20 protein-coding genes and 4 pseudogenes are annotated in these 24,113 nt (G+C 69.0%); 15 read left to right on the top strand and 9 right to left on the bottom strand.

All coding sequences use genetic code 11. The features are described from left to right. Positions 1–447: 447 nt before the first annotated feature. Positions 448–600 (top strand): annotated as a pseudogene (locus ACFVJQ_RS35870) (aminotransferase class III-fold pyridoxal phosphate-dependent enzyme); the annotation flags it as partial. A 151-nt stretch (positions 601–751) separates the two neighbouring features. Here the strand turns inward: ACFVJQ_RS35870 and ACFVJQ_RS35875 are convergent. Further along, a complete protein-coding gene (locus ACFVJQ_RS35875; protein ID WP_385789820.1) occupies positions 752–901 on the bottom strand; it encodes a hypothetical protein in 150 nt (49 codons plus the stop codon). 15 nt (positions 902–916) lie between these two features. Here ACFVJQ_RS35875 and ACFVJQ_RS35880 point away from each other — a divergent pair, with 15 nt between their 5' ends. Beyond that, entirely contained in the window at positions 917–1,276 is a 360-nt protein-coding gene (locus ACFVJQ_RS35880; RefSeq protein WP_385789822.1) for a hypothetical protein, read from the top strand. 441 nt (positions 1,277–1,717) lie between these two features. Here the strand turns inward: ACFVJQ_RS35880 and ACFVJQ_RS35885 are convergent, their stop codons facing one another. Further along, a complete protein-coding gene (locus ACFVJQ_RS35885; protein WP_385789824.1) occupies positions 1,718–1,915 on the bottom strand; it encodes a hypothetical protein in 198 nt (65 codons plus the stop codon). Between the two features lie 4 nt (positions 1,916–1,919). Further along, a complete protein-coding gene (locus ACFVJQ_RS35890; RefSeq protein ID WP_385789826.1) occupies positions 1,920–2,078 on the bottom strand; it encodes a hypothetical protein in 159 nt (52 codons plus the stop codon). A gap of 465 nt (positions 2,079–2,543) precedes the next feature. Between ACFVJQ_RS35890 and ACFVJQ_RS35895 the strand changes: the two genes are divergently transcribed. The 9 genes and pseudogenes from ACFVJQ_RS35895 (at position 2,544) to ACFVJQ_RS35935 (ending at position 12,437) form a co-directional block, all read left to right on the top strand. Continuing rightward, positions 2,544–3,431 carry a helix-turn-helix transcriptional regulator gene (locus ACFVJQ_RS35895; RefSeq protein ID WP_385789828.1) on the top strand — a complete coding sequence of 296 codons (888 nt, stop codon included), beginning with the start codon at positions 2,544–2,546 and terminating at the stop codon, positions 3,429–3,431. A gap of 232 nt (positions 3,432–3,663) precedes the next feature. After that, the gene (locus tag ACFVJQ_RS35900) at positions 3,664–4,305 is read left to right on the top strand and encodes a (2Fe-2S)-binding protein (protein ID WP_385789830.1); all 642 of its coding nucleotides are present in this window, start codon (positions 3,664–3,666) and stop codon (positions 4,303–4,305) included. A 5-nt stretch (positions 4,306–4,310) separates the two neighbouring features. Next, the gene (locus tag ACFVJQ_RS35905; RefSeq protein ID WP_385789832.1) at positions 4,311–5,291 is read left to right on the top strand and encodes an FAD binding domain-containing protein; all 981 of its coding nucleotides are present in this window, start codon (positions 4,311–4,313) and stop codon (positions 5,289–5,291) included. After that, the gene (locus tag ACFVJQ_RS35910) at positions 5,288–7,495 is read left to right on the top strand and encodes a xanthine dehydrogenase family protein molybdopterin-binding subunit (RefSeq protein ID WP_385789834.1); all 2,208 of its coding nucleotides are present in this window, start codon (positions 5,288–5,290) and stop codon (positions 7,493–7,495) included. The genes ACFVJQ_RS35905 and ACFVJQ_RS35910 overlap by 4 nt, the downstream gene beginning before the upstream one ends. 138 nt (positions 7,496–7,633) lie before the next feature. Continuing rightward, a pseudogene (locus tag ACFVJQ_RS35915) lies at positions 7,634–8,731 on the top strand (XdhC family protein); the annotation flags it as partial. Between the two features lie 126 nt (positions 8,732–8,857). After that, entirely contained in the window at positions 8,858–9,835 is a 978-nt protein-coding gene (locus ACFVJQ_RS35920) for an aldo/keto reductase (protein WP_385789932.1), read from the top strand. 573 nt (positions 9,836–10,408) lie between these two features. After that, positions 10,409–11,566, top strand: coding sequence for an aldo/keto reductase (locus ACFVJQ_RS35925; RefSeq protein ID WP_385789835.1), 1,158 nt, complete (start codon positions 10,409–10,411; stop codon positions 11,564–11,566). A gap of 249 nt (positions 11,567–11,815) precedes the next feature. Further along, positions 11,816–12,040, top strand: coding sequence for a transposase (locus ACFVJQ_RS35930; RefSeq protein WP_385789837.1), 225 nt, complete (start codon positions 11,816–11,818; stop codon positions 12,038–12,040). A 91-nt stretch (positions 12,041–12,131) separates the two neighbouring features. Further along, positions 12,132–12,437 carry a transposase gene (locus ACFVJQ_RS35935; protein ID WP_385789839.1) on the top strand — a complete coding sequence of 102 codons (306 nt, stop codon included), beginning with the start codon at positions 12,132–12,134 and terminating at the stop codon, positions 12,435–12,437. Positions 12,438–12,524: 87 nt separating this feature from the next. Here ACFVJQ_RS35935 and ACFVJQ_RS35940 read toward each other — a convergent pair. From ACFVJQ_RS35940 to ACFVJQ_RS35965, 6 genes and pseudogenes are all read right to left on the bottom strand, one after another. Beyond that, a pseudogene (locus ACFVJQ_RS35940) lies at positions 12,525–12,903 on the bottom strand (DUF6192 family protein). Positions 12,904–13,061: 158 nt separating this feature from the next. Next, on the bottom strand, positions 13,062–13,370 hold the full coding sequence (locus ACFVJQ_RS35945; protein ID WP_385789841.1) for a DUF6192 family protein: 309 nt from the start codon (positions 13,368–13,370) through the stop codon (positions 13,062–13,064). Positions 13,371–13,623: 253 nt separating this feature from the next. After that, complete coding sequence (locus ACFVJQ_RS35950; RefSeq protein WP_385789843.1) at positions 13,624–14,673, bottom strand: NAD(P)-dependent oxidoreductase; 1,050 nt, start codon at positions 14,671–14,673, stop codon at positions 13,624–13,626. A gap of 274 nt (positions 14,674–14,947) precedes the next feature. Then, positions 14,948–15,907: an alpha/beta hydrolase gene (locus ACFVJQ_RS35955; protein ID WP_385789845.1), complete on the bottom strand. Its 960-nt coding sequence runs from the start codon at positions 15,905–15,907 to the stop codon at positions 14,948–14,950. A 316-nt stretch (positions 15,908–16,223) separates the two neighbouring features. Next, positions 16,224–17,069 carry an SDR family oxidoreductase gene (locus tag ACFVJQ_RS35960; protein WP_385789847.1) on the bottom strand — a complete coding sequence of 282 codons (846 nt, stop codon included), beginning with the start codon at positions 17,067–17,069 and terminating at the stop codon, positions 16,224–16,226. Between the two features lie 110 nt (positions 17,070–17,179). Next, complete coding sequence (locus ACFVJQ_RS35965) at positions 17,180–17,944, bottom strand: SDR family NAD(P)-dependent oxidoreductase (protein ID WP_385789849.1); 765 nt, start codon at positions 17,942–17,944, stop codon at positions 17,180–17,182. 259 nt (positions 17,945–18,203) lie between these two features. Here ACFVJQ_RS35965 and ACFVJQ_RS35970 point away from each other — a divergent pair, with 259 nt between their 5' ends. The 4 genes and pseudogenes from ACFVJQ_RS35970 to ACFVJQ_RS35985 all read left to right on the top strand — a co-directional run bounded on the left by ACFVJQ_RS35970 (position 18,204) and on the right by ACFVJQ_RS35985 (position 23,847). Further along, positions 18,204–19,094 (top strand): helix-turn-helix transcriptional regulator, encoded by an 891-nt coding sequence (locus ACFVJQ_RS35970; protein ID WP_385789851.1) that lies wholly within the window; start codon positions 18,204–18,206, stop codon positions 19,092–19,094. A gap of 536 nt (positions 19,095–19,630) precedes the next feature. Then, positions 19,631–20,266 (top strand): TetR/AcrR family transcriptional regulator, encoded by a 636-nt coding sequence (locus ACFVJQ_RS35975; RefSeq protein WP_385789853.1) that lies wholly within the window; start codon positions 19,631–19,633, stop codon positions 20,264–20,266. Between the two features lie 268 nt (positions 20,267–20,534). Continuing rightward, positions 20,535–21,383: pseudogene (locus ACFVJQ_RS35980) on the top strand (alpha/beta hydrolase). A gap of 199 nt (positions 21,384–21,582) precedes the next feature. Beyond that, positions 21,583–23,847, top strand: a complete 2,265-nt coding sequence (locus ACFVJQ_RS35985; protein WP_385789855.1) for an ABC transporter permease — start codon at positions 21,583–21,585, stop codon at positions 23,845–23,847. The last annotated feature ends 266 nt before the right edge of the window (positions 23,848–24,113 follow it).

Genomic DNA, 24,113 nt, shown 5'->3' on the forward strand with positions numbered 1-24,113 from the left:
TCTTCGACGAGCAACGTGCCTTCAACTCGCCTCTCGCTTCATCAACGGCAGCTGCGGCTTGACTTCTTCAGGTCCCGAGATGTCTATCGGGACACACCCCGCCAGCCCGGCACCGACAACGCACCATCCCCGGCCAACGGCCGACACTGTGACACCAGGACACCTCGGTCAGAGAAATCATAAGTCAGACCCCACGACCCGGGACAGCACCCGCCTATCCTCCCGCCCCTCACAACACATCGGCCCCTGTGTTCAAACCCGATCGTCAGTGGGGACTATTCGACAACCGACGCCCGGCGCCGACAGCACGTTCGCGAAACAAGGAGATCTCCCGGTAGGTCGAGGTTTCCGTGGCTCGCTCATGGCCGCGTACTGCGGTGGCAGCGCCCGCTGTTCGAGCGGGACGGACGTCACGAATGGCAGGCCGAGCTGGACTTCGCCTTCGACATGGTCGACCGTCAGTCCACTGGCAGCCTCGCTGCGTTCATCGCCGAGCCGATCCTCAGCACCGGCGGCATCATCGAGCCGCCCCCGGGCTACCTGGCCGCGCTCCAGAGCAAATGCCGGGAGCGAGGAACGCTGCTGATCCTCGACGAGGCCCAGTCCGGGCTGTGCCGGATCGGCGACTGGCACGCCTTCCAGCACGACGACGTCACCCCGTCCTCGCCCTCTCCACCCTGGGGGCAGGGCTTCCGGTGGCGGCCCTCGTCACCAGCGAAGAGATCGAGGATCGCTGCCGCGAGCTGGGCTACTACTTCGCCACCACCCACGTCTCCGACCCGCTCGCCGCGGCCGTCGGGCTCAGCGTGCTGCGCTTCTTGTCCGACCATGCCATGGACGAGACCGCCCGGCGCGCAGGGCCCGGCTGCGCGCCGGGCTTCTCGACCTCCAGAAGCGGCACGAGGCTTACGGCGATGTGCGCGGCCGGGGCCTGTTCCAGGGAGTGGAGCTCGTCACCGACCGCACCACCAAGGCGCCCGCCGCCGCGTACAGAGAGGCCGTCACCGCCGCCTGCTTCGAACGCGGCCTGCACCTCAACATCGTCCAGTTCCCCGGAAGCGGCAGCATCCTTCACCTGGCCCCGCCGCTTACCGCTACCGACCCGGAGCTCGACAGCGCTCTCAGCATCCTCGATCACGCGCTCACCATCCGCCGGGCAGAACAGGCGGGACGCATGACAGCAGGCGTTCCACGGCCGGAGCAGCGGGCGCACCTCGCCCGCTGCTCCGACGCCACAGGGGCAGGAGGCGCCCCGGCCGCCGCCCCACCTGAGTGACCAGCAGGCTGGCGCCGGCAGACCAAGGTCGATTGTGAGCCGGGTGCCGGTCGCCGCCACAACCTGCGCCACCGTGCTTTCCGGGGCGGGTTCGCGCAGGACGAGTCCGTGCTCGCGACGTCGAACACTCCGAGGTCGGTGATGATCCAGTCGACTACGGAGCAGCCCGTCAGCGGGAAGGTGCACCGCTCGCCGAGCGCATGCGGGTGTTGACACCGCGTAGCGGATCGGCTGCCCGGCGCTGTGTGCTCGATGGCGGCGTGGAAGGCGCGGGTGCGCTGTTCGCTGACGCAGGTGTCGACGAGGACGACGTGGTCATCGGTGACGACGAACCCGGAGTTGTTGATCTACCAGGAACCGTCGGCCCAGGCGTGGACGACGGGAGCGAAGTTCAGTTCTGGACGGTGCCGGGTGCGTCGGATGCGGAGGTGTGCGGTGTGGTCATCGGCGGCTCGTCCGGGGTGCTTGGTCGGGGTGCGAGGCGGCCCGCAGGTCGCCAGTGGGGCGGACAGCAGCCTTCGCCACACGGACGGTCTGACTGCCCAGGTGTTCGGCGGTCAGGGTGACGGTGTCGCCGGGGGCGAGCGGCGGATGGGGCGTCGAGCCCTTCGCGGCCCCACAGTTCAGCGAGGCAGCCACCGCCTCAGGTGCCCGAACCGAGGATGCCGGTGCGCACTTCGGTGCCGCGCGAGACGTGGGCGATCATCTGGGCGTAGCTGAAGTAGGCGTTGCCCGCGCGGTAGGGCTCCAGTTCGTCGGGGGTGACGAAGACGGGGGCCGAGGGTTCAATGGTCGTCACCATCGCCGGTTTCGGTAACCGGCGATCAGGGTCTATATTCCGCTCGCCACTGCCGAGATCCGGCCTCACCAGCCCCAATGCGACCACGATCGGGAGCCCAACCCGACGGGTCGAAGGACGGGGGTCGAACCATCAGTGGCTCAATGGCGGTCACAAATCGCACAACTAACTCAGCTGAGCAGCCCGCGAAAGCGCAACCCGAATGAAACTCCCTCCGGCGCAACTGCCATCGACCAGGGCGCCGCGCTCATCACTGCGCACTCCGACAAGGCCGGTTCGGCTGCGCGATGCCATTGCCTTTTCATCAGCGACCTCGATGGCGCCTGCATGGGGGCGCGGTGAGTACCCGCCGTCCAGGCAACCACCCACGGTCCCCCCGTGCGCCGCCGTACGGGCCCGCTCTTCGGGGGGTCTGCCAGTACCCCTTTCAGGGCTCCGGCGGGCGAAACGCCGTCCTACGGTGGTCCCATGGACCGCAGCAGCGAGATCCGGGAGTTCCTGCGCACCCGCCGGGCCCGGATCACCCCCGAACAGGCCGGCCTCGCCCCACACCCGGGGCCCCGCCGCGTACCGGGGCTGCGCCGCGAGGAAGTCGCCCAGCTCGCCGGGGTCAGCGTCGACTACTACGTCCGCCTGGAGCGAGGACGCACCCAGGGCGTCTCCGAAACCGTCCTGGAGGCCATCGCCCGCGCCCTACACCTCGACGAGATCGAACGCGCCCACCTCTTCAACCTCACCCAGCCCACCCCCGCCCGGACCCGCCGCAAACGGCCGCTCGCCCCCCAAAGGGTCCACCCGGTCCTGTACCGGACCCTGGACTCACTCAGCGTCCCTGCGGTGATCGAGGGGCGACGTCTAGACGTCCTGGCCGCCAACAAGCTCGCCTGCGTCCTCTACACGGACTTCGAAGCCCGGCCCCGCCGCGAGCGCAACTTCGCCCGCTACGTCTTCCTCGACGAGGCCGCCTTCACGCTGTACACCGACTGGGACCAGGTCGCCGAGACCTGCGTGGCCAGGCTCCGCCTGTATGCCGGCCGTCACCCCGACGACCCGCAGCTCACCGAGCTGATCGGCGAGCTGTCGCTGCACAGCGACACCTTCCGCAGCATGTGGGCCGACCACGACGTCCGCGCCCACACCTCCGGCATCAAACGCCTGCACCACCCGCTCGTCGGCGACCTCACCCTCGAATACGTCGTCCTCGCCGTCGAAGGCGACCCCGAACAATCCCTCGTTATCTACACTCCCGAACCCGCCTCCCCCACCGCCGAAGCCCTGGGCATCCTCGCCAGCTGGACCACCACGCCCACCACGAACCCCCACACCACCGGACAGCCACACAACCCAGCCGGCTGACACCCGCGACGCAAGCGCCGGGTCGCATCCGGAGCACAGCGGCACCGACGGTCCGCGCCTGATGGGTGCAGCGGACCTGCCGACGCAGGCCCTCATGCGCCGACGCAGCCTCCGTCATCGCAGGTGACGGGGCAGGCCAGCCGGTTACCACGCCTTGGAGACGACGCCAGTTCTCCTGCAAGTGCGCCGATGAGCAAGGCCGTTGACCTTCCACCGAGTCGAAAGCGTACGCATGTCTACTGAAGTCACTGATTCAGCTGTTCCTCCGCCGGCCACGCCCCCGTCGGAACCGTCCCGGCGCACGTTTGTCGCCACGACCGCCGCTGTCGGTGGTGCTGTGGTGGCGGGCGGCCTGGTCGTGGGACCGTTTGGCCTCGGCGCCGAGGAGGCGGCCGCCGCTGACGCGCCGCCCAGCGGCCGTGTCTCCCTGACCGTCAACGGCAAGCGGCACACCGTCACCGTCGACAACCGGACCTCGCTGCTGGATCTGCTGCGCGAGCGTCTGGAGCTGACCGGCAGCAAGAAGGGCTGCAACGCCGGTGCTTGCGGGGCCTGTACGGTCCTGGTCGACGGACGGCGGGTCAACTCCTGCCTGACGCTGGCGGTCCGGCTGGAGGGCGCCGAGGTCACCACCATCGAGGGCCTGGCCGACGGCGACGAACTGCACCCGCTGCAGCAGGCGTTCATCGAACAGGACGCCTTCCAATGCGGCTACTGCACCCCCGGTCAGATCATGTCCGGTGTCGGCTGCATCCAGGAGGGTCACACCGGCTCCAAGGAGGAGATCCGGGAGTGGATGAGCGGCAACATCTGCCGCTGCGGCTGCTACGTCAAGATCGTGCGGGCGGTCGAGCAGACCGCGCACGGGAAGTGAGTGCCATGTACCCCTTCTCGTACACCACGGCGGACACCACCCGCGAGGCCCTGGACGCGGGCCGGCGCGGCGGGCGGTACATCGCCGGCGGCACAACCCTGGTCGACCTGATGCGCGAGACCGTCGAACGCCCCAGAACCCTGGTCGACATCAGCGCACTGCCGCTGCGCGAGATCACGGTCACCCGGAGCGGGGGCCTGCGCATCGGGGCACTGGTCCGGATGGCCGAGGCCGCCGCCCACTCCGGGGTGCGCGCCTTGTATCCGGTGGTTTCACAGGCACTGGAGCTGAGCGCTTCCGCCCAGCTGCGCAACATGGCCACCATCGGCGGGAACATCATGCAGCGCACCCGGTGCACGTACTTCCGTGACGTCACCGCGAACTGCAACAAGCGCGAACCCGGCTCGGGCTGCGCGGCGCTGGAGGGCTTCAACCGCACCCACGCGATCCTAGGCACCTCCGAGGACTGCGTGGCCACCCACCCCTCCGACGTGGCCGTCGCCTTCGCCGCGCTGGAGGCGACCGTCCACCTGCTCGGTCCGGGCGGGGAACGCAGCGTCCCCTTCGACGACTTCTTGCTGCGGCCGGGCAGTACTCCCCACCGCGAACAGGCCCTTCGACAGGGCGAGTTGATCACCGCCGTGGAGATCCCGGCCCACCCCCGCCCCCTGAAGTCCGGCTATCTGAAGGTCCGCGACCGCCAGTCGTACGAGTTCGCCCTGACGTCCGCGGCTGTCGCCCTGCACGTACGCGGCGGGCGGATCCAGGAGGCGAAGGTCGCCGCCGGAGGCGTCGGCACCGTGCCGTGGAAGCTGCCCGCCGTCGAGCGTCACCTCATCGGCGAACGGCCGTCCGCAAGCCTGTGGGCCGCGGCGGCCGAACGCGCGGCCGACGGGGCCCGCCCCCTGGAGCACAACCGCTTCAAGGTCGAGTTGCTGAAGCGGACCGTCGAACGCCAGCTGCGCGTCGTAGGAGGTACCAAGTGAGCCCCCAGCCGCAGGCAGCCGTCGGAGCGCCGCTGTCCCGCGTGGACGGCCGGCTGAAGGTGACCGGGAAGGCGACGTACGCCGCCGAGCACGACATCAAGGGCGTGGTTCACGCGGTCGTCGTCGACAGCACCGTCGCCCGCGGCCGGATCACCGGCATCGACACTCGCGCCGCCCTCGCCCAGCCCGGCGTCCTGAAGGTGATCAGCCACCTCAACGCGCCGAAGCTGGCCTACCGCGACAACCCCGCCTCGATCGACCCGCTGGAGGGCGATCGACTGCACGTCTTCCAGGACGACCAGGTCCTCTTCCACGGGCAGCCGGTCGCCGTCGTCGTCGCCACCGCGCTGGAGACGGCGCAGCACGCGGCGAGCCTGGTGAAGGTCTCCTACGACGCCCGGCAGCCGTCGGCCGACATGGCCGACCCGGCCGACCGCCCGGACTGGAAGCCCATCACCTATGCGCGCGGTGACGCGGACAGGGCGCTCGGCTCCGCCGCGGTACGGCTGGACGTGACGTACCGGCTGGGCCGTAACCACCACAACCCGATGGAGCCGCACGCCACCATCGCCCGCTGGGACGGGGACAAGCTGACCCTGTGGGACAAGACCCAGTGGGTGCCCGGCACGCAGGTCGAGCTGGCCGCCGTGTTCGGTATCCCGCCGGAGTCGATCCGGGTCATCTCGCCGTTCGTCGGCGGCGGGTTCGGCGGCGCGATCCGCTCCTGGCCGCACGTCACGATCGCGGCCGTCGCCGCCCGTGAGACGGGCCGCCCGGTCAAGCTCGTGCTTTCGCGCAAGCAGCTCTACTTCGGGGTCGGTTACCGGCCCACGTACGAGTTCCGGCTGGGCCTGGGCAGTGACCGGCGCGGACGCCTGACCGCCATGGTCAACGACGTCACGGCCGAGACCTCGACGTACGAGAACTTCGTGGAAGAGGGCATCCTGGCCCCGGGCAACATGTTCTACAGCACGCCCCACGTCCGCCAGGAATACCGGACGGTGTCGCTCGACGTGAACACGCCGTGCTGGATGCGCGGGCCCGGCTACGCCACCGGTTCCTTCGCCGTCGAGTCGGCGATGGACGAACTCGCCCACGAACTGGGCATCGACCCGATCGAGCTGCGCCGGCGCAACGAGCCGGCCGAGGATGAGTCGAACGGACTGCCGTTCTCCACCCGGCGGCTGCGCGAGTGCTACACCACCGGCGCCCGCGAGTTCGGCTGGAACCGCCGCAACCCCAAGCCCCGCTCGATGCGCGACGGCGACTGGCTGATCGGCACCGGCATGGCCGCCTGCGTCTACCACCACCTCTACTGGGCAGCCCAGGCGTCGGTCCGGCTCAACGCCGACGGCACGGCCCTGGTCGAGGCCGCGACCAGCGACATGGGCCCCGGCACCTACACCTCCCAGAACCAGCTCGCCGCCGACGCCCTCGGCCTGACGATGCGCAACGTGACCTTCCGGCTCGGCGACTCCCGCATGCCGCTGACCCCGCCGCACGGCGGCTCCATGACCATGGCCATGGTCGGCTCCGCCGTCCAGGACGGCTGCGACAAGCTGCGCAAACAGGCCATCGAACTCGCCGTCGAGGATGAGGACTCGCCGCTGTACGGCGCCGACGCCGACACCATCGTCGTACGCGGCGGCCGACTGTACGTGAAGGACAACCCCGCGCGCGGGGAGACCTACCAGCGGCTGCTGTCCCGCAACAACCGCACCCACCTCGAGGTGCTCGGCACCTACACTCCCGAAGCGTCCCACCGGGCCTCGGTGCACTCCTACGGCGCGGTGTTCGCCGAGGTCGCCGTCGACGCCCGCCTCGGTCTCGTCCGGGTGCGGCGGATGCTCGGCGTGTACGACGTGGGCCGCATCATCAGCCCCAAGCTCGCCGACAGCCAGGCCCTCGGAGGCATGGTCGGCGGCATCGGGCAGGCCCTGCTGGAGCACACGGTCATGGACCAGCGCGACGGCCGGATCGTCAACGCCGACCTCGCCAACTACCTCGTCCCCGTCAACGCCGACATCCCCGACCTCAAGGCCATCTACCTCGACGGCGAGGACCACGAGGCCGACCCCATCGGCGTCAAGGGCATCGGCGAAGTCGTCCAGCTCGGAGTGGCCGCCGCCCTCGCCAACGCGGTCTTCCACGCCACCGGCCGCCGCATCCGCGAACTGCCCATCACGGCCGAAGCCCTGCTCTGAACAACCGGGCTCGCCACGACCGCCCTGCGGGCACCCCCCCCGGCCACGCAGGGCACACCCAGGGCCGCCGCCGCGAACTCCGTTCCCCCGCGGCGCGGCGGCGGCCCGTTCACCACATCCCTTGAGGAAGACCCGTCCATGCTGAACATCGCGGAAACGCTGTACGCCTGGTGCCGGGAAGGCCGTCCCTTCGCCCTCGCCACCGTCGTCGACGTCAGCGGCAGCGCGCCCCTGCCGCCCGGCACCGCGCTCGCCGTGAGCGCGGACGGCGACGTGATCGGCAGCGTCTCCGGCGGTTGCGTGGAGGGAGCGGTCTACGAACTGTGCCGGGAGACGCTCGAATCCGGCGGTGCTCCGGTACTGACGCGCTTCGGCTACTCGGATTCCGACGCCTTCGCCGTGGGCCTGACCTGCGGTGGCGAGATCGAGATCCTGGTACAGCGGGTGGATCCCGCGGTGCAGCCCCATCTCACCGCAGCCCTCGCCGAGATGGTCGCGAGCCGGCCCGCCGCGCTGGCCCAGGTCGTGGACGGCCCGGAAGAACTCCTCGGCGGCACCCTTTACGTTCCTGCCGAGGGCCCGTACGACGGAATCCTGGGCGGACAACGCGAGGACGAGGCCGTGGCGGCGCGGGCACGTGCGCTGCTGCGGGCAGGCCGCACCGGCCGGATCGAGGTCGGCGGGGACGCCGACACCTGCCCCGAGCGGTTGTCCGTCCTCGTCCACACCAGTGCCCAACCTCCCCGGATGCTGATCTTCGGCGCCGTCGACTTCGCCGACGCGCTGAGCGAGGCGGGGCGCTTTCTGGGCTACCGGGTCACGGTGTGCGACGCCCGCCCCGTCTTCGCCACCCGCGCACGCTTCCCGCACGCGGACGAGCTCGTGACCGACTGGCCGCACCGGTACCTGGCCGCCACCGAAGTGGACGCCCGCACCGCCATCTGCGTCCTCACCCACGACGCCAAATTCGACATCCCCCTCCTGCGCCTCGCGCTGAGCCTTCCGGTCGGCTACATCGGGGCCATGGGCTCGCGGCGCACCCACGAACAGCGCCTGGAACTGTTGCGGGAGGCCGGCGTACCGGAGGCGGACCTCGCGCGCCTCCACTCCCCCATCGGACTCGACCTGGGTGCCCACACACCCCAGGAAACGGCCGTCTCCATCACCGCCGAGATCATCGCCCACACCCACGACGGCACGGGCCTGCCCCTGTCCCGCCGTACCGGCCCGATCCATGCCCCGAGGTCGGCGTCATGGAGGGGGCACTGGCGGACCCCCCGAAAAGCAGTACCCCATACGCGGGCCCAACGCTGCCCGACGGATGGTTGCCTGGATGAGGAAACCGAAGAACGGAGTTATCTGATGCAGCACGTCTCACTCGGTGGGCTGAACGTCTCCCGGATCGGCCTGGGCGCCATGGGGATGTCCGCCTTCTACTCCGGCGCGAGCACCGACGACGCCGAGTCGATCCGCGCCATCCACCGGGCACTGGACCTGGGCGTCACCCATCTCGACACGGCCGAGATCTACGGGCCGTTCATCAATGAGGAACTGGTCGGCCAGGCTCTCCGAGGCCGCCGCGACCAGGTCGTGCTGGCGACGAAGTTCGGCATGTTCTCGCACTCCGACGGCGAACCCTACGTCCTCGACAGCAGCCCGGCGAACATCCGCACCGCCGTCGAAGGCTCCCTGAAGCGGCTCGGCACCGACCACATCGACCTGTACTACCAGCACCGGCTCGACCCCAACACCCCGATCGAGGAGACCGTCGGCGCCCTGGCCGAGCTGGTCGCCGAGGGCAAGGTCCGCCACATCGGCCTGTCCGAGGCCGGGGTCGAGACGATCCGCCGCGCCCACGCCGTCCACCCGGTGGCCGCGCTGCAGACCGAGTACTCCCTGTGGACGCGCGACGTGGAGGCCGAACTGCTGCCGCTGCTGCGCGAACTCGGCATCGGCCTGGTGCCCTACTCGCCGCTCGGCCACGGCTTCCTCACCGGCACGTTCCGCTCCACCGACGACATCGCCGACGACGACTGGCGCAAGACCAACCCGCGCTTCACCGGCGAGAACCTCCAGCTCAACCTGCGCATCGTCGACGAGGTCCAGGCCATCGCCACCGAGGCCGGCGCCACAACGGCCCAGATCGCCCTGGCCTGGCTCCTCGCTCAGGGCGACGACATCGCCCCGATCCCAGGCACCAAGCGAGCCGCCCGCGTCGAGGAGAACACCGCCGCCGACCGCATCCAGCTCAGCACCGGGCAGCTCGAACGGCTGAACAACCTCACCCCGCCCGCCGGTGAGCGCCACGACGAGAGCAACATGGCCTCCATCGAGCGCTGACCGCCGTCCAGCTCTGTGCTCTGCCCTGAGAGCCGGTCTGTCACCGGCCGCGGACCCGGCGACCGCTCGGGCCAGGGCGGCAGCAGCGGCTCGATCAGCGCCCACGAGTCGTCATCCACGATCCACGGCCGAGTACTCACAGCAGCACGAACGGCCGAATCGCCAGACCAGTCACGCCCGACCAGGGCAACCGAACAAGATCGTGTTACGAGCTCCAAGGGGGTACTGACAGACCCCTGGACGAAGGAGACCCCCTTCAGCCGGCCGACACCGGGCCTGCGGATGCTTAACTGAATTCGAGCAGGGGGACGGCTTGGCGAGGAGAAAGCATAGCCTCGCGAAATCAGTTCCATTGCATGGTCACCAATCGTCTGACTGTGACTTGAAAGCGGCCAAGCCAACCAATACGGCGATTCAGGAATTACACAATCGCCTCAGCCGAGCAGAAGGTCGCCGCCCCTGCAGGCTCAGTTCCACACCTACCGCGACCTGCCGGCATCTCTCGCGCTCAACGATCAGCCGCCTTCAGCAAACCCAAGTTGAAGTTAAAGAACGAAGGGGAGAAGAACCGTCGTGAACCGCCGTAAATTCGTGGCCGCCGGCCTTGGAGTAGGCGCAGCATCTTTCCTGCCTCTTTCAGCGGCGCAGGCAAAAACACCAAAACCTTCCGCGCCGAGTTCACGCCCGTCGAGCCCGCAACGCCGCATGCTCGGCTCGCTGGAAGTCTCTGCCCTGGGGATGGGCTGCCAGAACTTCGCCGGGATGTATGGCCCACCGATTGACATGGAGGAGTCGATCCGGGTAATCCGGGCGGCCTATGACCGGGGCGTTACGTTTTTCGATACCGCCGAAGTCTACGGGCCGTTCCTTGGCGAGGAGATAGTCGGCAAGGCACTGAAGCCGATACGCGACCGGGTGGTTATCGCCACCAAGTTCGGGTTCGACATCACGCGGAAGGGCGAGGTTCGGGGACTCAACAGCCGTCCCGACCACATCAAGCGGGTGACCGAAGAGTCGCTCCGGCGCCTGAAGACTGATTACATCGATCTTATGTATCAACATCGCGTTGATCCCAAGGTGCCCATCGAGGAGGTGGCCGGGACGGTCCAGGAGTTGATCTCCGAGGGCAAAATCCGCCACTTCGGCCTGTCTGCTGCGGGCGGAGCGACCATTCGCCGCGCGCACAAAGTGCAGCCGGTCACGGCGGTGCAGAACGAATACTCCATCTGGACACGTGATCCGGAGATAGAAGTTCTCCGGGCCTGCGAAGAGCTGGGCATCGGATTCGTACCGTGGAGTCCGCTCGGAATGGGTTATCTGACCGGCACCGTCACCCCGATGATGGTGCATGGCCCCGCGGATTTGAGGGCTACACTACCCCGCTTCACCCCGGAGGCGCGCCGCGCAAACTGGCCCGTCGTCGAACTGCTGCAGCGCGTGGGGGCACGCAAACAAGCGACGCCTGGCCAAATAGCACTCGCCTGGCTGCTCGCTCGCAAGCCGTGGATCGTGCCCATTCCGGGGCCGACCACACAGGGGCACATGGAAGAAAACATGGACGCACTTCAGGTCCAGCTGACCGCCGCCGACATCGAAGAAATTGAGAACGGCTTCGCTCAAATCCAGGTGCAGGGCGCGCGATTGAGCGAACCGATGCTTGCGATCATCGACGTCGGGGCCAAGCTGGGGACGAGCTCAGACGGTGGGCACGGCAATTCGCCCCTGCCGTAGAAGCCTTCCGCTGACCGTTCGACAGTCTGGATCAGTCGAACACGGTTCCTGTTTGGGTGATCTCTCGGCAGCCGTGGCATAACGGCAGGGCCTCCTGGTGGCTCGGGGTTGCGATCCCGACCGAGCAGCACCAGGAGGCCCTGTTCCGCAGTCTTTCGTGCTCGCCGTCCGCAGGGTCCAACGCGACGTCACCGGAGTGTGACCGCCTCGCGCACAGGTTCGGCAACGCGGCGGACGGGTCCGGGCCGCGTGCGGTGTTACGGCTCCGGCCTGACGGAGGCGGAGTGGCACGTCGTCAGGCCGTTGCTGCCGATTCCCGCATGGCTTCAGGACAGGAGCGGGCGGCCGGAGGGCTATTGCCACCGCGTGATGCTGGAGGCGGTCCGCTATGTCGTCGACAACGGCGTCAAGTGGGTCAACCTGCCCCGTGACTTCCCGCCGTACCGGCGTGTGCACGCGTTCACCCGCCGCTGACGGGCGACGGGTCTACTCGCCGAACTCCACGACCGGCGCGCGACAAGGTCCGTCAGCAGGAGGCCGCCCACCGGACCCGACGACTGCCATCGTGGACTCGCAGTCGGTGCGGGCGGCGGCGGACATCCCGCGCTCAACGTCCTGCGGGGACGGCGGGAAGAAGGTGGCAGGCCGCAAGCGGCACCTGGTCGTGGACTGTCTCGGCCTGGTGCTGGCGGTGGTGGTGACCGCGGCGAGCGTGCAGGACCGCGACGCGGGAATGCCGCTGCTTGAGCGATTGCGCACCTTGTATTTCTCCATCCACCTGGTCTGGGCGGACGGCGGCTATGCGGGCCGGCTGGTGGACTGGGCGGCCGAGAAGTGCGGGCTCACCCTTCAGATCGTCAAATCCTCCTAGGACACGGCGGGGTTCGTGGTGCTGCGCGCAGGTGGGTGGTAGAGAGAACGCTGAGCTGGTTGATGCGTCCGTGTCTCTGGTGCGTGACTACGAGACGCTTCCCTCCATGCACGAGACCATGGCGCTGTGGCCCATGATCATGCTCATGACGCGTTCGTCGTCGCCGACCTGGCGGTCGCGCAGACCCGGGACGACCCTGCCGGACGCCGCGACGAACGCGTGGCAGGCGGTGACCAGGTCCAGGAACTCCACCGACCGGTCGATCGCGCGGATCGCCGGGGCGCCGGGGCTGTTGCGCTCGAAGTCCTCGCGGGCCTGCTGGCCGCGTTCGACCTGGGCGGTTGACCTGGTGGCGGGCGGTGTCGTCGCCCATCGCCTTGAACGCGACTTCCGGCCGACGCAGCAGACCCGTGGTCACCTCGGTAGCGACGCTCTCGTCCCTGGTCAGTTCCTCGACGACCTTCACCTTGTCGGCCGGGGTGACCTTCGCGACGACCGTGGGACGGCGCAGGATGTCCTGGGGCGAGCGCGGCGGCGACGTCGTCCTCGCGGGACAGCTCCGCCGCTGCCCTCACCTTGTCCTCGGGCTTGACCTGGGCGACCACGGCCGACCGCCGCAGCAGGTCACCGTCGCGGCGACCTCCTCGTCCTTGGCGAGGGTGTGGATGGCGCTGCGAGGGTGTGGATGGCGCTGATCTTCTCCAGCGGCGTGACCGGCTTGGCGACCTGACGGCCCGTGCGGCGTTTGGCCTCGTCCAGCGTCCACCGGGACCTGCCCGGCGGCGGCGTGAGGATCGTCGCGAATCGTTCCTCCTCGTCGGCGATCGACGCGAGGACGTTGTGGACGGCGAAGGACACCTCCGCAACCTGGCGGGCTACGCCACCATGGGCGGCCTCGGCCTGGCTCCCCCGCTCGTCCTCACCGCCGTACATGCCACACGGACCGACATGCCCCGGGGACGCCGCAGTGAGCCGCCTCCGCTCCGGTGGCCCCAAGCCCCTACTGGCCGGTTCGGAGCGGGCCTGCCCGGCCACGTCGGGTGCCCGTTCCGGCTGGCTCAGCAGTGCGGCGGCCTGCAGTCGCGACAGAGCCGGTTGCGACCGGGCGTGCGGCGGTGACACGGACGGCGCGGGGTGTGCACACCGGTCATGAAGCCGGCACCGACCACGGCGACTCGCAGAGCACTCATGAATTCCTCGCTCCGGCAGCGGTGGTGACCGGACGGCTGCGGTAGCGGTGGACGAGCTCCCGGGCCGCCACCTGCATGCGCACCGGCGGCAGTCCCGCCCGTATCTGCAGGAGGTCGTCGAGGACCATCTCCCCGATCTTCTCGAAAGCCGCGGGGATGCCGCCGGCCCGGTGCGCGGACAGGACGAGCCCCTCCACCGCACGGGCGGGGTGATCGGCCGGCACCGGCTCCTCGGGCCACACATCCAGTGCCGCGACGAAGCGGCCCTCGCTCACGAGCTCGACCAGGGCAGTGAAGTCAGCGACTGCGGCCCGGCTGACCAGAACCAGGCGAGTGCCGGGGCGCAGTCGGCGCAGGCGTGCCTTGCTGAGAAGCTGCTCGCTCTCCTCGGTGATCGTGGCCAGGACGAACAGGACCTGGCTGGTCTCCAGTACCTCGTCGAGCGAGGCCGGGATCACTCCGTGCTCCTCCAGGTAGCTGTCCGGCAGCCACGGGTCATAGACCCGGACAACGGCCCTGAACGGCACCAGCAGTTCGTGCAGCGCGCGGCCGAGGTTGCCGAAGCCGATGAAGCCGATCTCGGCGCCGCGCAGCAGGATGGAGTCGGCGTTGGACGCGAAGGTGTAACCCTCGGTGCCGGCCCGGAAGGCGCGGTCCTCCCGCGTGATGCCCCGCGCCAGGTCGAGCGCCAGACCGAGGGAGTACTCGGCCACGGCCTGTGCGTAGGCGGGTCCGCAGCCGAGCACGCGGACGCCGCGGTCCGCGCAGGCCGCGTAGTCGACATTGGGGAAGAAGTTGCCCTCGATGTTGCACAGGGCGCGCAGGCGCACGGCACGCTCGACGCGTTCGGCGGGCAGGTCGGGCTGGCCGACCACGGCGAAGGCCCGGGGAAGCGCGAGGTCCAGCTGCCGTTCGGCGTCGGAGTGGCCATCGAGGTCGAGGACCTCGAACTCCTCATGCAGCCGGCGCAGGGTCTCCTGGCTGAAGATCTGCTCGGTGGACTGGGGCGCCGGGTGCAGGACGACGAGTTCCTGGTGATCGGTCATCAGACGGCTTTCTGTGGGCGGAGAAAAGGCGGGCCGGAGGCGGTATGGCGTTCAGGAAGTGACACCGCAGGTGAGCGCGGGCGCGGCGAAGCCTTCGCTCGGAGGTGAAGCCGAGCATGCGGCGGCGAGGGAGTCCAACTCTGCGCGTCACCACCGGGCTTCGGGCTCCCTCGCCTGCGCGCAGCCGAGGCAATGGGAACTGCTCACGGAACACCTCAACGGAACACCAGCGACCACGACCGGAATCGTCTCGCCAGTGTTCCGTTGTTTGAGGTCAGTTCGCGGAGTGCTTGAGCTGCTTTCCGAAGAACTCAACCAGCTTGGGCACCGCCCTGTTCACGTCCTTGTCGTACATGCTCATGTGAGTACCACCCGGGACGACGAAAAGTTCCTTTTCGCTCGTCGCCTCCTTGTACGCCCGATCGCTGTGCCACTTGGAGCCCGCCTCGCTACCAGCGATCAAGAGCAGCGGCTGCGTCAGCAAGGTGTCGATACCGTCGAAGGCGTCGAACGCGTAGATCTTGTCCATGCTGCTCTTCAGGAAACGGTTCGGCGAGTTTTCATGCTTCCACCGGTCCGCCTGCCGGTAGTACTCGCTGGCTTCCACCATATCGGGCTCGGTGACACCCTCAACCGAGTCGGGTACGTACGGAAGCATCGTGGGCTGAGCGCCGTTGGCCACTGCTGTGCGCTCCTGAGCGACATCCTCAAGACCGGCGCGCAGCTCCTCGGCAGTTCCCGTTCCCCTCCAGCCCTGACGGACACCGTCACCGTAATTGAACGAGGCCACGCCGGCGACCGCCTTGATGCGGTGGTCAGTCATCGTGGCGTTGATCGCGTATCCGCCGCCGGCGCAAATGCCGAGAGCCGCAATCCGCTCACGATCAACGGTGCGAAGCGTAGTGAGGTAGTCGACCGCGCTGCGTACGTCTTCCACCCGCTGCGCAGGGTCTTCGATCAGACGCGGCTGCCCCTCGCTCTCCCCCTGATGGGACGCGTCATAGGCCAGCGCGATGTAGCCCTGCTGCGCCATGCGGTAGGCGTAAAGGCTTGCGGTCTGCTCCTTGATACCGCCGGCCGGATGCACGACGACGATCGCCGGGTACTTCTTGCCCGGCTTCATCTTGGCCGGCGCGAACTGCACGCCGGCCATGTCGAGTTCCCCGTTCTTGAACGTGACCTGCTTGCGCGTGACAGTGCGGTCTCCGCGGACCGTCTTTTCGAAGTCCGCCAAGCTGGTGATCGTAGCCTGGTTTGTAGTAGCGCCCGCATTGGCAACCGTAGCGCCCGAATTGGAACTCTTGCTGCTGGCGAATGCAATGGGGGTTGCAAGGCTCATCAGGGCGACGCCAAGGACCAAGACCCTCCTGGCCGCCAACGTCCGTGTGGTGCGGGTCAGCCTGTTTGTCATCGTGTAACTCCTGGATCGCTGGTTTGGTTGTCTGGCCACTTCCAGGTCGCAGGCCGACGCTGGATGACCATGTAAGGGGACTGCTTTCGCGGGGCTGTGTTCTTCTCCTCGCAGGCCGTGGCCGGCGTGGACGCCACGCTCAGGCGTCGGTGTCGTCGTGGCCGAGGTTGCCGCCCAGCTCACGGGAGGCTTCGGCCTGGGCGAGGAGTTCCCTGGCCTTGGCCGAGACGCCCTCGATGGCGTCGGCGCCGGCGACGAAGCGCAGCGGCGGCTGGGCCTGGCCGGCGAGGGTCAGCAGGGCGTGGGCGAGCTTGGCGGGGTCGCCGGGCTGCTGTCCGTTGATGCTCTTCCAGGCTTCGACCGTGGCGGTGGTGCGCTCGGCGTAGTCGTCGATGGTCGGCTCGGGCCAGGTGGTGGAGGCGTCCACGAGCAACTCGGTACGGAAGTAGCCGGGCTCCACGATCGTGGTACGGATGCCGTACGGCTTGATGTCGTGGTGCAGGGCTTCCATCCAGCCCTCGACGGCGAACTTGGAGGCCGCGTAGGCGGAGGTGAACTCCGTGCCGACCTGACCGGCGAGCGAGGAAATCGTGATGACGTGGCCGTCGCGCTGCCTGCGCATGACGGGCAGGACGGCACGCGTGACGTTCATCGGGCCGAAGAGGTTGGTCTCGATCTGCTGGCGCATGTGCTCCGGGGAGATCTCCTCGAAGTAGCCGGCGAAGAAATTCCCGGCATTGTTGATTAGGACGTCGATGCGGCCGAACCGGTCGACCGCGGCCTGCGCGGCCGCCTGCGCGTCCTCCAGGCTGGTCACATCCAGCTTGGTGACCAGGAGGTTGTCCTGCGGTCCGCCCAGGGTCTTCTCGACCTCCTCGGGGCGGCGGCCGGTGGCGACGACCTGGTGACCGGCCGCGAGTGCCTCGCGGACGATGTCCGTGCCGAGACCGCGTCCGGCACCGGTGACGAAGATGACCTTGCTCATGAGAGTTCCTTGCTTCGGGCTGCGCATACGGCGCCCGATGTTGGGGGGTGGGGTGGTTGACGGGTTGCGTCGGCGGGGGCCGGGCTGTGGCGGCCAGGCGCTGGAGGGGATCAGCCCTGTTCGGTGGGCATGATCCACAGCTCGCCGATGGCGGTGTGCCGGGGGCGGGTGACCATGTAAGCGACGCCGTCGGCGATGTCCTCGGCGGCGAGGATCTCGATCGACTCGATGACGGGGTCGACCAGCTCGCTGCGGACCTCGGGCGTGTTGTGGCCGACCAGCTCGGTTTCCACGGCACCCGGCTCCAGGACACCGACGCGCACGTGGCGCTGGGCGAGTTCCTGGCGCAGGGACTCGGTGAATCCGTTCACGCCGAACTTGGTGAGGTTGTAGACGCCATAGCCCTTGCTGGCCACGCGGCCCGCCTGCGAGCTGATGTTGACGATGTCGGCGACCTGGCGCGGGCCCTGTTCGGCGGCCCGCAGCAGATGCGGCAGCGCGGCACGGGTCGTGTAGAGCAGGCCCTGCAGGTTGACGGCGATCATGCGGTCCCACTCCTCGGCGTCCGCGCCGACAACGGGGCCCAGGAGCATCAGTCCGGCGTTGTTGACCAGCGTGTCCAGCCGTCCGAACCGCTCGACGACCTGCTCCACGGCCCCTTCGGCCTGGTTACGGTCAGCGATGTCCGCTTCCACCACCAGCGCGGTGCCGCCCGCCTTCTCGATCTCGGCGGCGAGGTCTTCCAGGCGGTCCTTGCGGCGGGCCACGAGCGCGACGGATGCACCGTGCTCGGCGAGCCCGCGGGCGGTAGCGGCGCCGATCCCGCTGCTCGCGCCGGTGACGAGAGCGACGGTGCCGGTCAGTTTCGATGCCACGAGGCTTGTCCTCTTCTCCAGACGTATGGGCGCGGGGGCAGGCAGAGGGCATTACCGAGTCCCTATGCGCTCCGTCTCGCACGCACTGCGCACATCGGCATCGTCGTGCGGATGCCGTGGGCAGTGTCGTGAGCCCGCTATCCAGGCAACCACCCGCGAACGCCCCGTGGGCCGCCGTAAAGGGCACCGCTCTTCCGGGGGTCTGCCAGTACCCCCTTCCAGGGCGCCGGCCTGCCAGTCCCCGCCGTACGGTGGTCCCATGGACCGCAGCAGCGAGATCCGTGAGTTCCTGCGCACCCGCCGGGCCCGGATCACCCCCGACCAGGCCGGCCTCGTCCCGCACGGCGGCGCCCGCCGCGTACCGGGGCTGCGCCGTGAGGAGGTCGCGCAGCTCGCCGGGGTCAGCGTCGACTACTACGTCCGCCTGGAGCGAGGACGCACCCAGGGCGTCTCCGAAACTGTCCTGGAGGCCATCGCCCGCGCCCTACAGCTGGACGACACCGAACGCGCCCACCTCTTCGACCTCACCCAGCCCAAGCCCACCGCCCGGACCCGCCGCAAGCGGCCGCTCGCCCCCCAGCGAGTCCACCCGGTCCTGTACCGGACCCTGGACTCCCTCAGCGTCCCCGCGGTGATCGAGGGGCGACGTCTAGACGTCCTGGCCGCCAACAAGCTCGCCTGCGTCCTCTACACGGACTTCGAAGCCCGGCCCCGCCGCGAGCGCAACTTCGCCCGCTACGTCTTCCTCGACGAGGCCGCCTTCACGCTGTACGCCGACTGGGAGCAGGTCGCCGGCGACTGCCTGGCCATGCTGCGCCTGTATGCCGGACGCCACCCCGACGACCCGCAGCTCACCGAGCTGATCGGCGAGCTGTCCCTGCACAGCGACACCTTCCGCAGCATGTGGGCCGATCACAACGTCATCGCCCACAACAGCGGCACCAAACGCCTCCACCACCCGCTCGTCGGCGACCTCACCCTCGACTACGTGGTTCTGGCAGTAGAAGGCGACCCCGAACAGACCCTGGTCATCTACACCCCGGAGCCCGCGTCCCCCTCTGCCGAAGCCCTCAACATCCTCGCCAGCTGGACCAGCACGTCCACCACCCGCCCCCACACCTCCGGACAGACGCACAACCCAGCCGGCTGACACCCACGGACATGCTCAGGGCGGCCCCGGTCTGTGTGCCCCGGCTCAGTGAGCCGGGGCCTGCGGTGGCTGACGCCGCCGCGCGCTGCCCGCCTCGGTGGTCACCAGGCGACCGACAGTTCGCGGACGCCCCCGCCGTGCAACTGCATGGCCACCATGTCCAGGATCTCCTCGCTTGAAGTCCGCGAGGAGCAGGGGAGCGCCTGGGCCGATACGGCGGGCGACAGCTTGGCTCCTACATCCCATGCCGGTGATTACTGCCACGTTCCGCGACATGTTCACTTCCTTTCTCACACGCAGCCGCTGGCCGCGACCGGTACCTGACGGTGACGAGATCTCGCACCGCTCCGGCCGAGTCGGGCACGGCACGCGCCGGGCCAACAGCAACTCGGCGCTTTCCCGAAGAGCGCGCTGTGGCCGCGGCACATCGCAGACCGCATAGCGAGCTGCCGCCGCGCCCAGACTAGGCAGACTCATTCGATCTTGCCAAGATGGAAAACTTGCCAAGATGGAAAAGATCCTGGATGGTTGTCGGCATGACAAGAGAACCGAGTCTGCGTGAACGGAAGAAGCTGGCGACACGCGCGGCGTTGAGCCGTGCAGCCTGGTCCCTGATGGTCAAGCGGGGGCTGGAGGCGGCGACACCGGAAGCGATCGCCGCGGCGGCGGATGTATCACCGCGCACGTTTCGCAACTACTTCGCAAGCCGTGAGGAGGCGATCCTCGACAGCTTGGTACGGAGCGGCCCATCCCTGCTCGACGCCATGCGGGCCAGGCCCATGGAGGAGCCGCCGTGGGACTCCCTGACACAGGTGCTTCCGTCCTTCGCCGCGCAATTCGTCGGTCAACGGGACAACATCGCGGTGCTGATGCGCGTGATCGGCGAGCAACCGTCGATGCAGGCGCAGCACCTTGTCACGTACAAGCAGGCCGATCAGCAGCTCGCGGAACTCATCGCCGAACGCACCGGCACCGACGCCGAGCGGGACATGACTGCCCGCCTGTTGGCCGCCGCGGCAGCTGCCGTGCTGCGGACGTCCATGGAGATGTGGGCAAAGGGCGACACCGACGTCGCACTACCCGATCTTGTCCGAGAGGGCCTCCTGCGGGTGCGCGCGGGCCTTCCCACCGGTGCGCCGGTGGCGGCCTCCCAGCCGTCGCCGGCTGTGTAGCTGTGCACGCGCCAGTGAGTCGCGTGGTCTCGCACGACCTCGATGAGGAGGAGCGCCTCATGGCCCCGTTCCCGTGCAGGCTGAACCGATCCGCGTTCCCTCGGCAATGCCCTGCCGCCGCACCGGCCGGGCGCCACCGCGCCATCTCACACCGGTCGGCCGGTGCAGCACCAGGGAGCCCGAGAAACCAATGAGTGCCTTCCACCCCGATCTCACGCTCGCACGCTTCCTCCCCAAGATGTCCTACGGACCCTTGATCTCGCGCATCATGCGGAGTCTGAAGCCGCGCCCGGCCGCCCCTGGGACCGACCTCACCGTTCAGGAAATAGTCGTGCCCGGGCCGAAGGGCGCACCGTCCGTCTCGCTCCGCGTCTTCCAGCCGACCGGATTGGAGGCGGCTGCTCCGGTTCTGCTCTGGATACACGGCGGCGGCCTCGTCTTCGGAGACCCGGAGCAGGACGACCGGACCAGCATCGCCTTCGCCCGCGAACTCGGCATCACCGTCGCCGCGGTCCGCTATCGACTGGCGTCGAACAGTCCCGCGCCCGCCGCCGTCGAGGACGCCTACGCCGCGCTGCGCGGCCTGACAGCGCGGGCGAGCGAACTCCACATCGACGTCGACCGCATCGCGATCGGGGGGGCCAGCGCGGGCGGTGGAATCGCCGCAGCCCTCGCGCTGCTCGCCCATGACCGCGCCGAGATCCGGCCTGTGTTCCAACTGCTGGTCTACCCGATGCTCGACGACCGCACGACGACGAGAACGGACCTGGACGCGCGGAACATTCGTCTTTGGACTCCCAAGAGCAACCAGCACGGCTGGTCGTCCTACCTCGGCGACGCCGTAGCGGGCCCGGACGTCTCCCCCTAGGCGGCCGCAGCCCGCCGCGAGGACCTCACCGGGCTCCCCCCTGCCTGGATCGGCGTCGGCACCCTCGATCTCTTCCATGACGAAGACGTCGAGTACGCGCGCCGCCTGGGCGACAGCAAAGTCCCCTGCGAACTCCACATCGTCCCCGGCGCGTTCCACGGGTTCGACGCAGTATTCCCCAAAGCCGACGTCTCACAGCAGTTCTGGCGCCGACAGGCGCGGGCGCTGGATGCCGCACTGTCCGGCTGACACACACCGGAGCGCCACTCCGCGCCATGAGCGGGACTAGCCCCTCGCCCCGCACCCGCATCGCCATCGAAGTCCTTCAGACCCCCTACGGCTGCATCGGCGCAAGAGCGCTGCCAGTTCGGGCTGAACGCCACACCCATCCCCAGCGCGGAGAAGGCGCCTGCGCCTTGCGCCCCAGCACATCCACCAGGAGCACATCATGGAAACACCGACCCCCGTCCGCGAGGCGAGCGGGCGCGAGCCGGGCTCGCCCGAGGCGGGTACATCCGACGCGGACCGGAAGATGAAGATCGTCAAGTACGTCTTCGTCTTCCTCGTGCCCTTCCTCATGGTCACGATGATGTACGCGACGTACATGGGCACCATGCACTCGCCGAAGACCCGGGACATGCCGGTCGCCGTCGTCGGCTCGGGGGCCGTGGCCCAGTCCGTCGTCGACGAGCTGGCCTCCGCCAAGGACGGAGCCGCCGAGCCCCGGCTGGTCGCCGACCGCACGGATGCACTCGACCTGCTCAAGGACCGTGACATCGCCGGCGTCCTGCAGATCCCCGCGGACGGCGCCACCGAGGCGACCCTCTACACGGCCCAGGGAGCCGGCGCCGCGCAGGCGGGAACGGTCCAGCAGCTCCTGGCCCCGGTGGCGGCGGGCCACAACTGGACGACCAAGACCGAGGACATCGCGCCGCTGCCCGCCGGTGACAGCGCGGGCATCGCGTTGCTGCTCGCCGCGATCGGCATGATGATGGTCGGGTACTCCCCGCTGAGCGGGATGACGGCGGCGGTGCCTCATCTGCTCGCCGTGCGCAGGTTCCTGCCGCTGCTGGCCAGCTGGGCGGTGGCTACCAGCTCGCTGATCTGGCTGATCCTGGGGCCGATCGTGGGCGCCATCGACGGCCATTATCTGGAGTTCGTCGGAGTCGGCCTGCTCGCGACGGGCGCGGTGGCCCTCAGCCAGCTGCTGTTCGTGAAACTCATGGGCGGACTGGCGGTGCTGCCCGGCATGCTGCTGTGGATGGTCTTCGGGGTGACCTCGTCCAACCTCGCCATACCGATCCACTCGATGCCCGGCTTCTTCGGCTTCCTGCACAACGTGCTGCCGCTGCCGGCCGCGGGTGAGGCGCTGCGCTCCATCGTCTACTTCGACGGCCGCGGCGTCGGCACCCACCTGCTCACCCTCGCCGTCTGGCTCGTCGCCGCCCTCGCGCTCGCCCTGCTGGTGGAGCGCCGCAAGGGGCTCGCCATTCCGACCACCGAGGCGGCCGAGGACCCCCACTTCCCCCGGCCCGCGATGTCCGGTGGCCCGGTGCGCTCCAAGCGGCTCCGGTACTTCGCGGTGGCCGCCTTCCCGCTGGGCATCCTCACCGTCGTCGTCGGCCTGATGAGCGCCTCCCTGCACCAGCCGCAGGTCCGCGACATGCCCGTCGTGGTCGTCGGCGCCTCCCAGGAGCAGGCCACGCAGGCGGCCCGCAGTCTTCAGGACGGCATGGGCGACCTGCTCTCCCTGACCACGAGCACCTCCCTCGACGCGGCGACGGACCAGATCCGCGAGGGCAAGACCGTCGGCGTGTACGTCCTGCCCACCTCAAGGGGCGGCGAGGCAACGCTGTACACCTCCTCGGCCGCGGGCGCCAGCCAGCACAACGCGCTGCAGGCGATGTTCCAGCAGATCTCGGCGAGCCAGAAAGCCCCGCTGGAACTGACCGACGTCCAGCCGCTGAACGCCTCCGACTCCAACGGCAGCAACAGCATGTACGCGGCCATGGCCTGGATCATGGCCGGCTTCCTGATCATGGCGGTGCTGCGAGGCGGCGCGCCCGAGATCAACCGGCTGCGACAGCTGCTGCCGATGCTGGCCGGATGGGCGGTCGGCATGGCCGTATGGCTGTGGTTCCTCTTCGACGTCCTGATCGGCGCGATCAACGGCCACGCCTGGGCGATGATCGGCTTCGGAGCACTGACCATCTTCTGCATCTCGATGTTCACCGGAGTCTTCACCCGCACCCTCGGCATCGCCGGCGTCATCCCCGTGGTGGTGATCGCTATGTTGGTCGGGGTCCCCGCCTCCGGCGGAGGGATCTCGCTCTACATGGTCCCCGAACTCTTCCGCGACCTGAACGACGTCCTGCCCCTGCCCGCTGCGGTCGACATCGTCCGCGCCACGGTCTACTTCGACCGCACCGGCGTCGCCGGCCACCTCGCGACCATCGCCGCCTGGGGCGCCGTGTGCCTGCTGATCCACATCGGCATCGACTGGGCCATCGCCCGCCGCGACCGCAACCGCGGCACCGACGGGTCGGACGGGGCAGACAGGTCGGACTGGTCGGACGGCGGCCCCGGCATCCGCGCACTCGGTCGGGAAGACGAGCAGCCCGTACCGGCCGTGGCGACAGAACCGGCGCCTGAGGGAGCACCGCGAGCTGTCGCCCTGAGCAGCAGGCGGCGGACCCTGCGCCGACGTTCCTGATCCGTGGGGTCTCCGTCCGACCGGACGGGGACCCCACACGACGCACCCATACGGCAGAGGCGGCCCCGACGCGGATGCTCCGGGCCCCAGGAGGTCGAGGCGGTGGTCACGGCCGCGCCGCGGCCACCGCGCGCTGCCGACCCGACGCAAGCCCTGCCCCATCCCGGCCGGTCCGGCCCGAGAGCCCATAGCCACAGTCGAGTACCCGTCACGGCCGGCAGCCCGCGAGTGAGAAGCGAGACGAAACAAGATGAGCAGCAGCCGTA

Origin of the sequence: Streptomyces sp. NPDC127197 (genome assembly GCF_042672405.1) — a bacterium.
GTDB classification, from domain to species: Bacteria; Actinomycetota; Actinomycetes; order Streptomycetales; family Streptomycetaceae; genus Streptomyces; species Streptomyces flavusporus.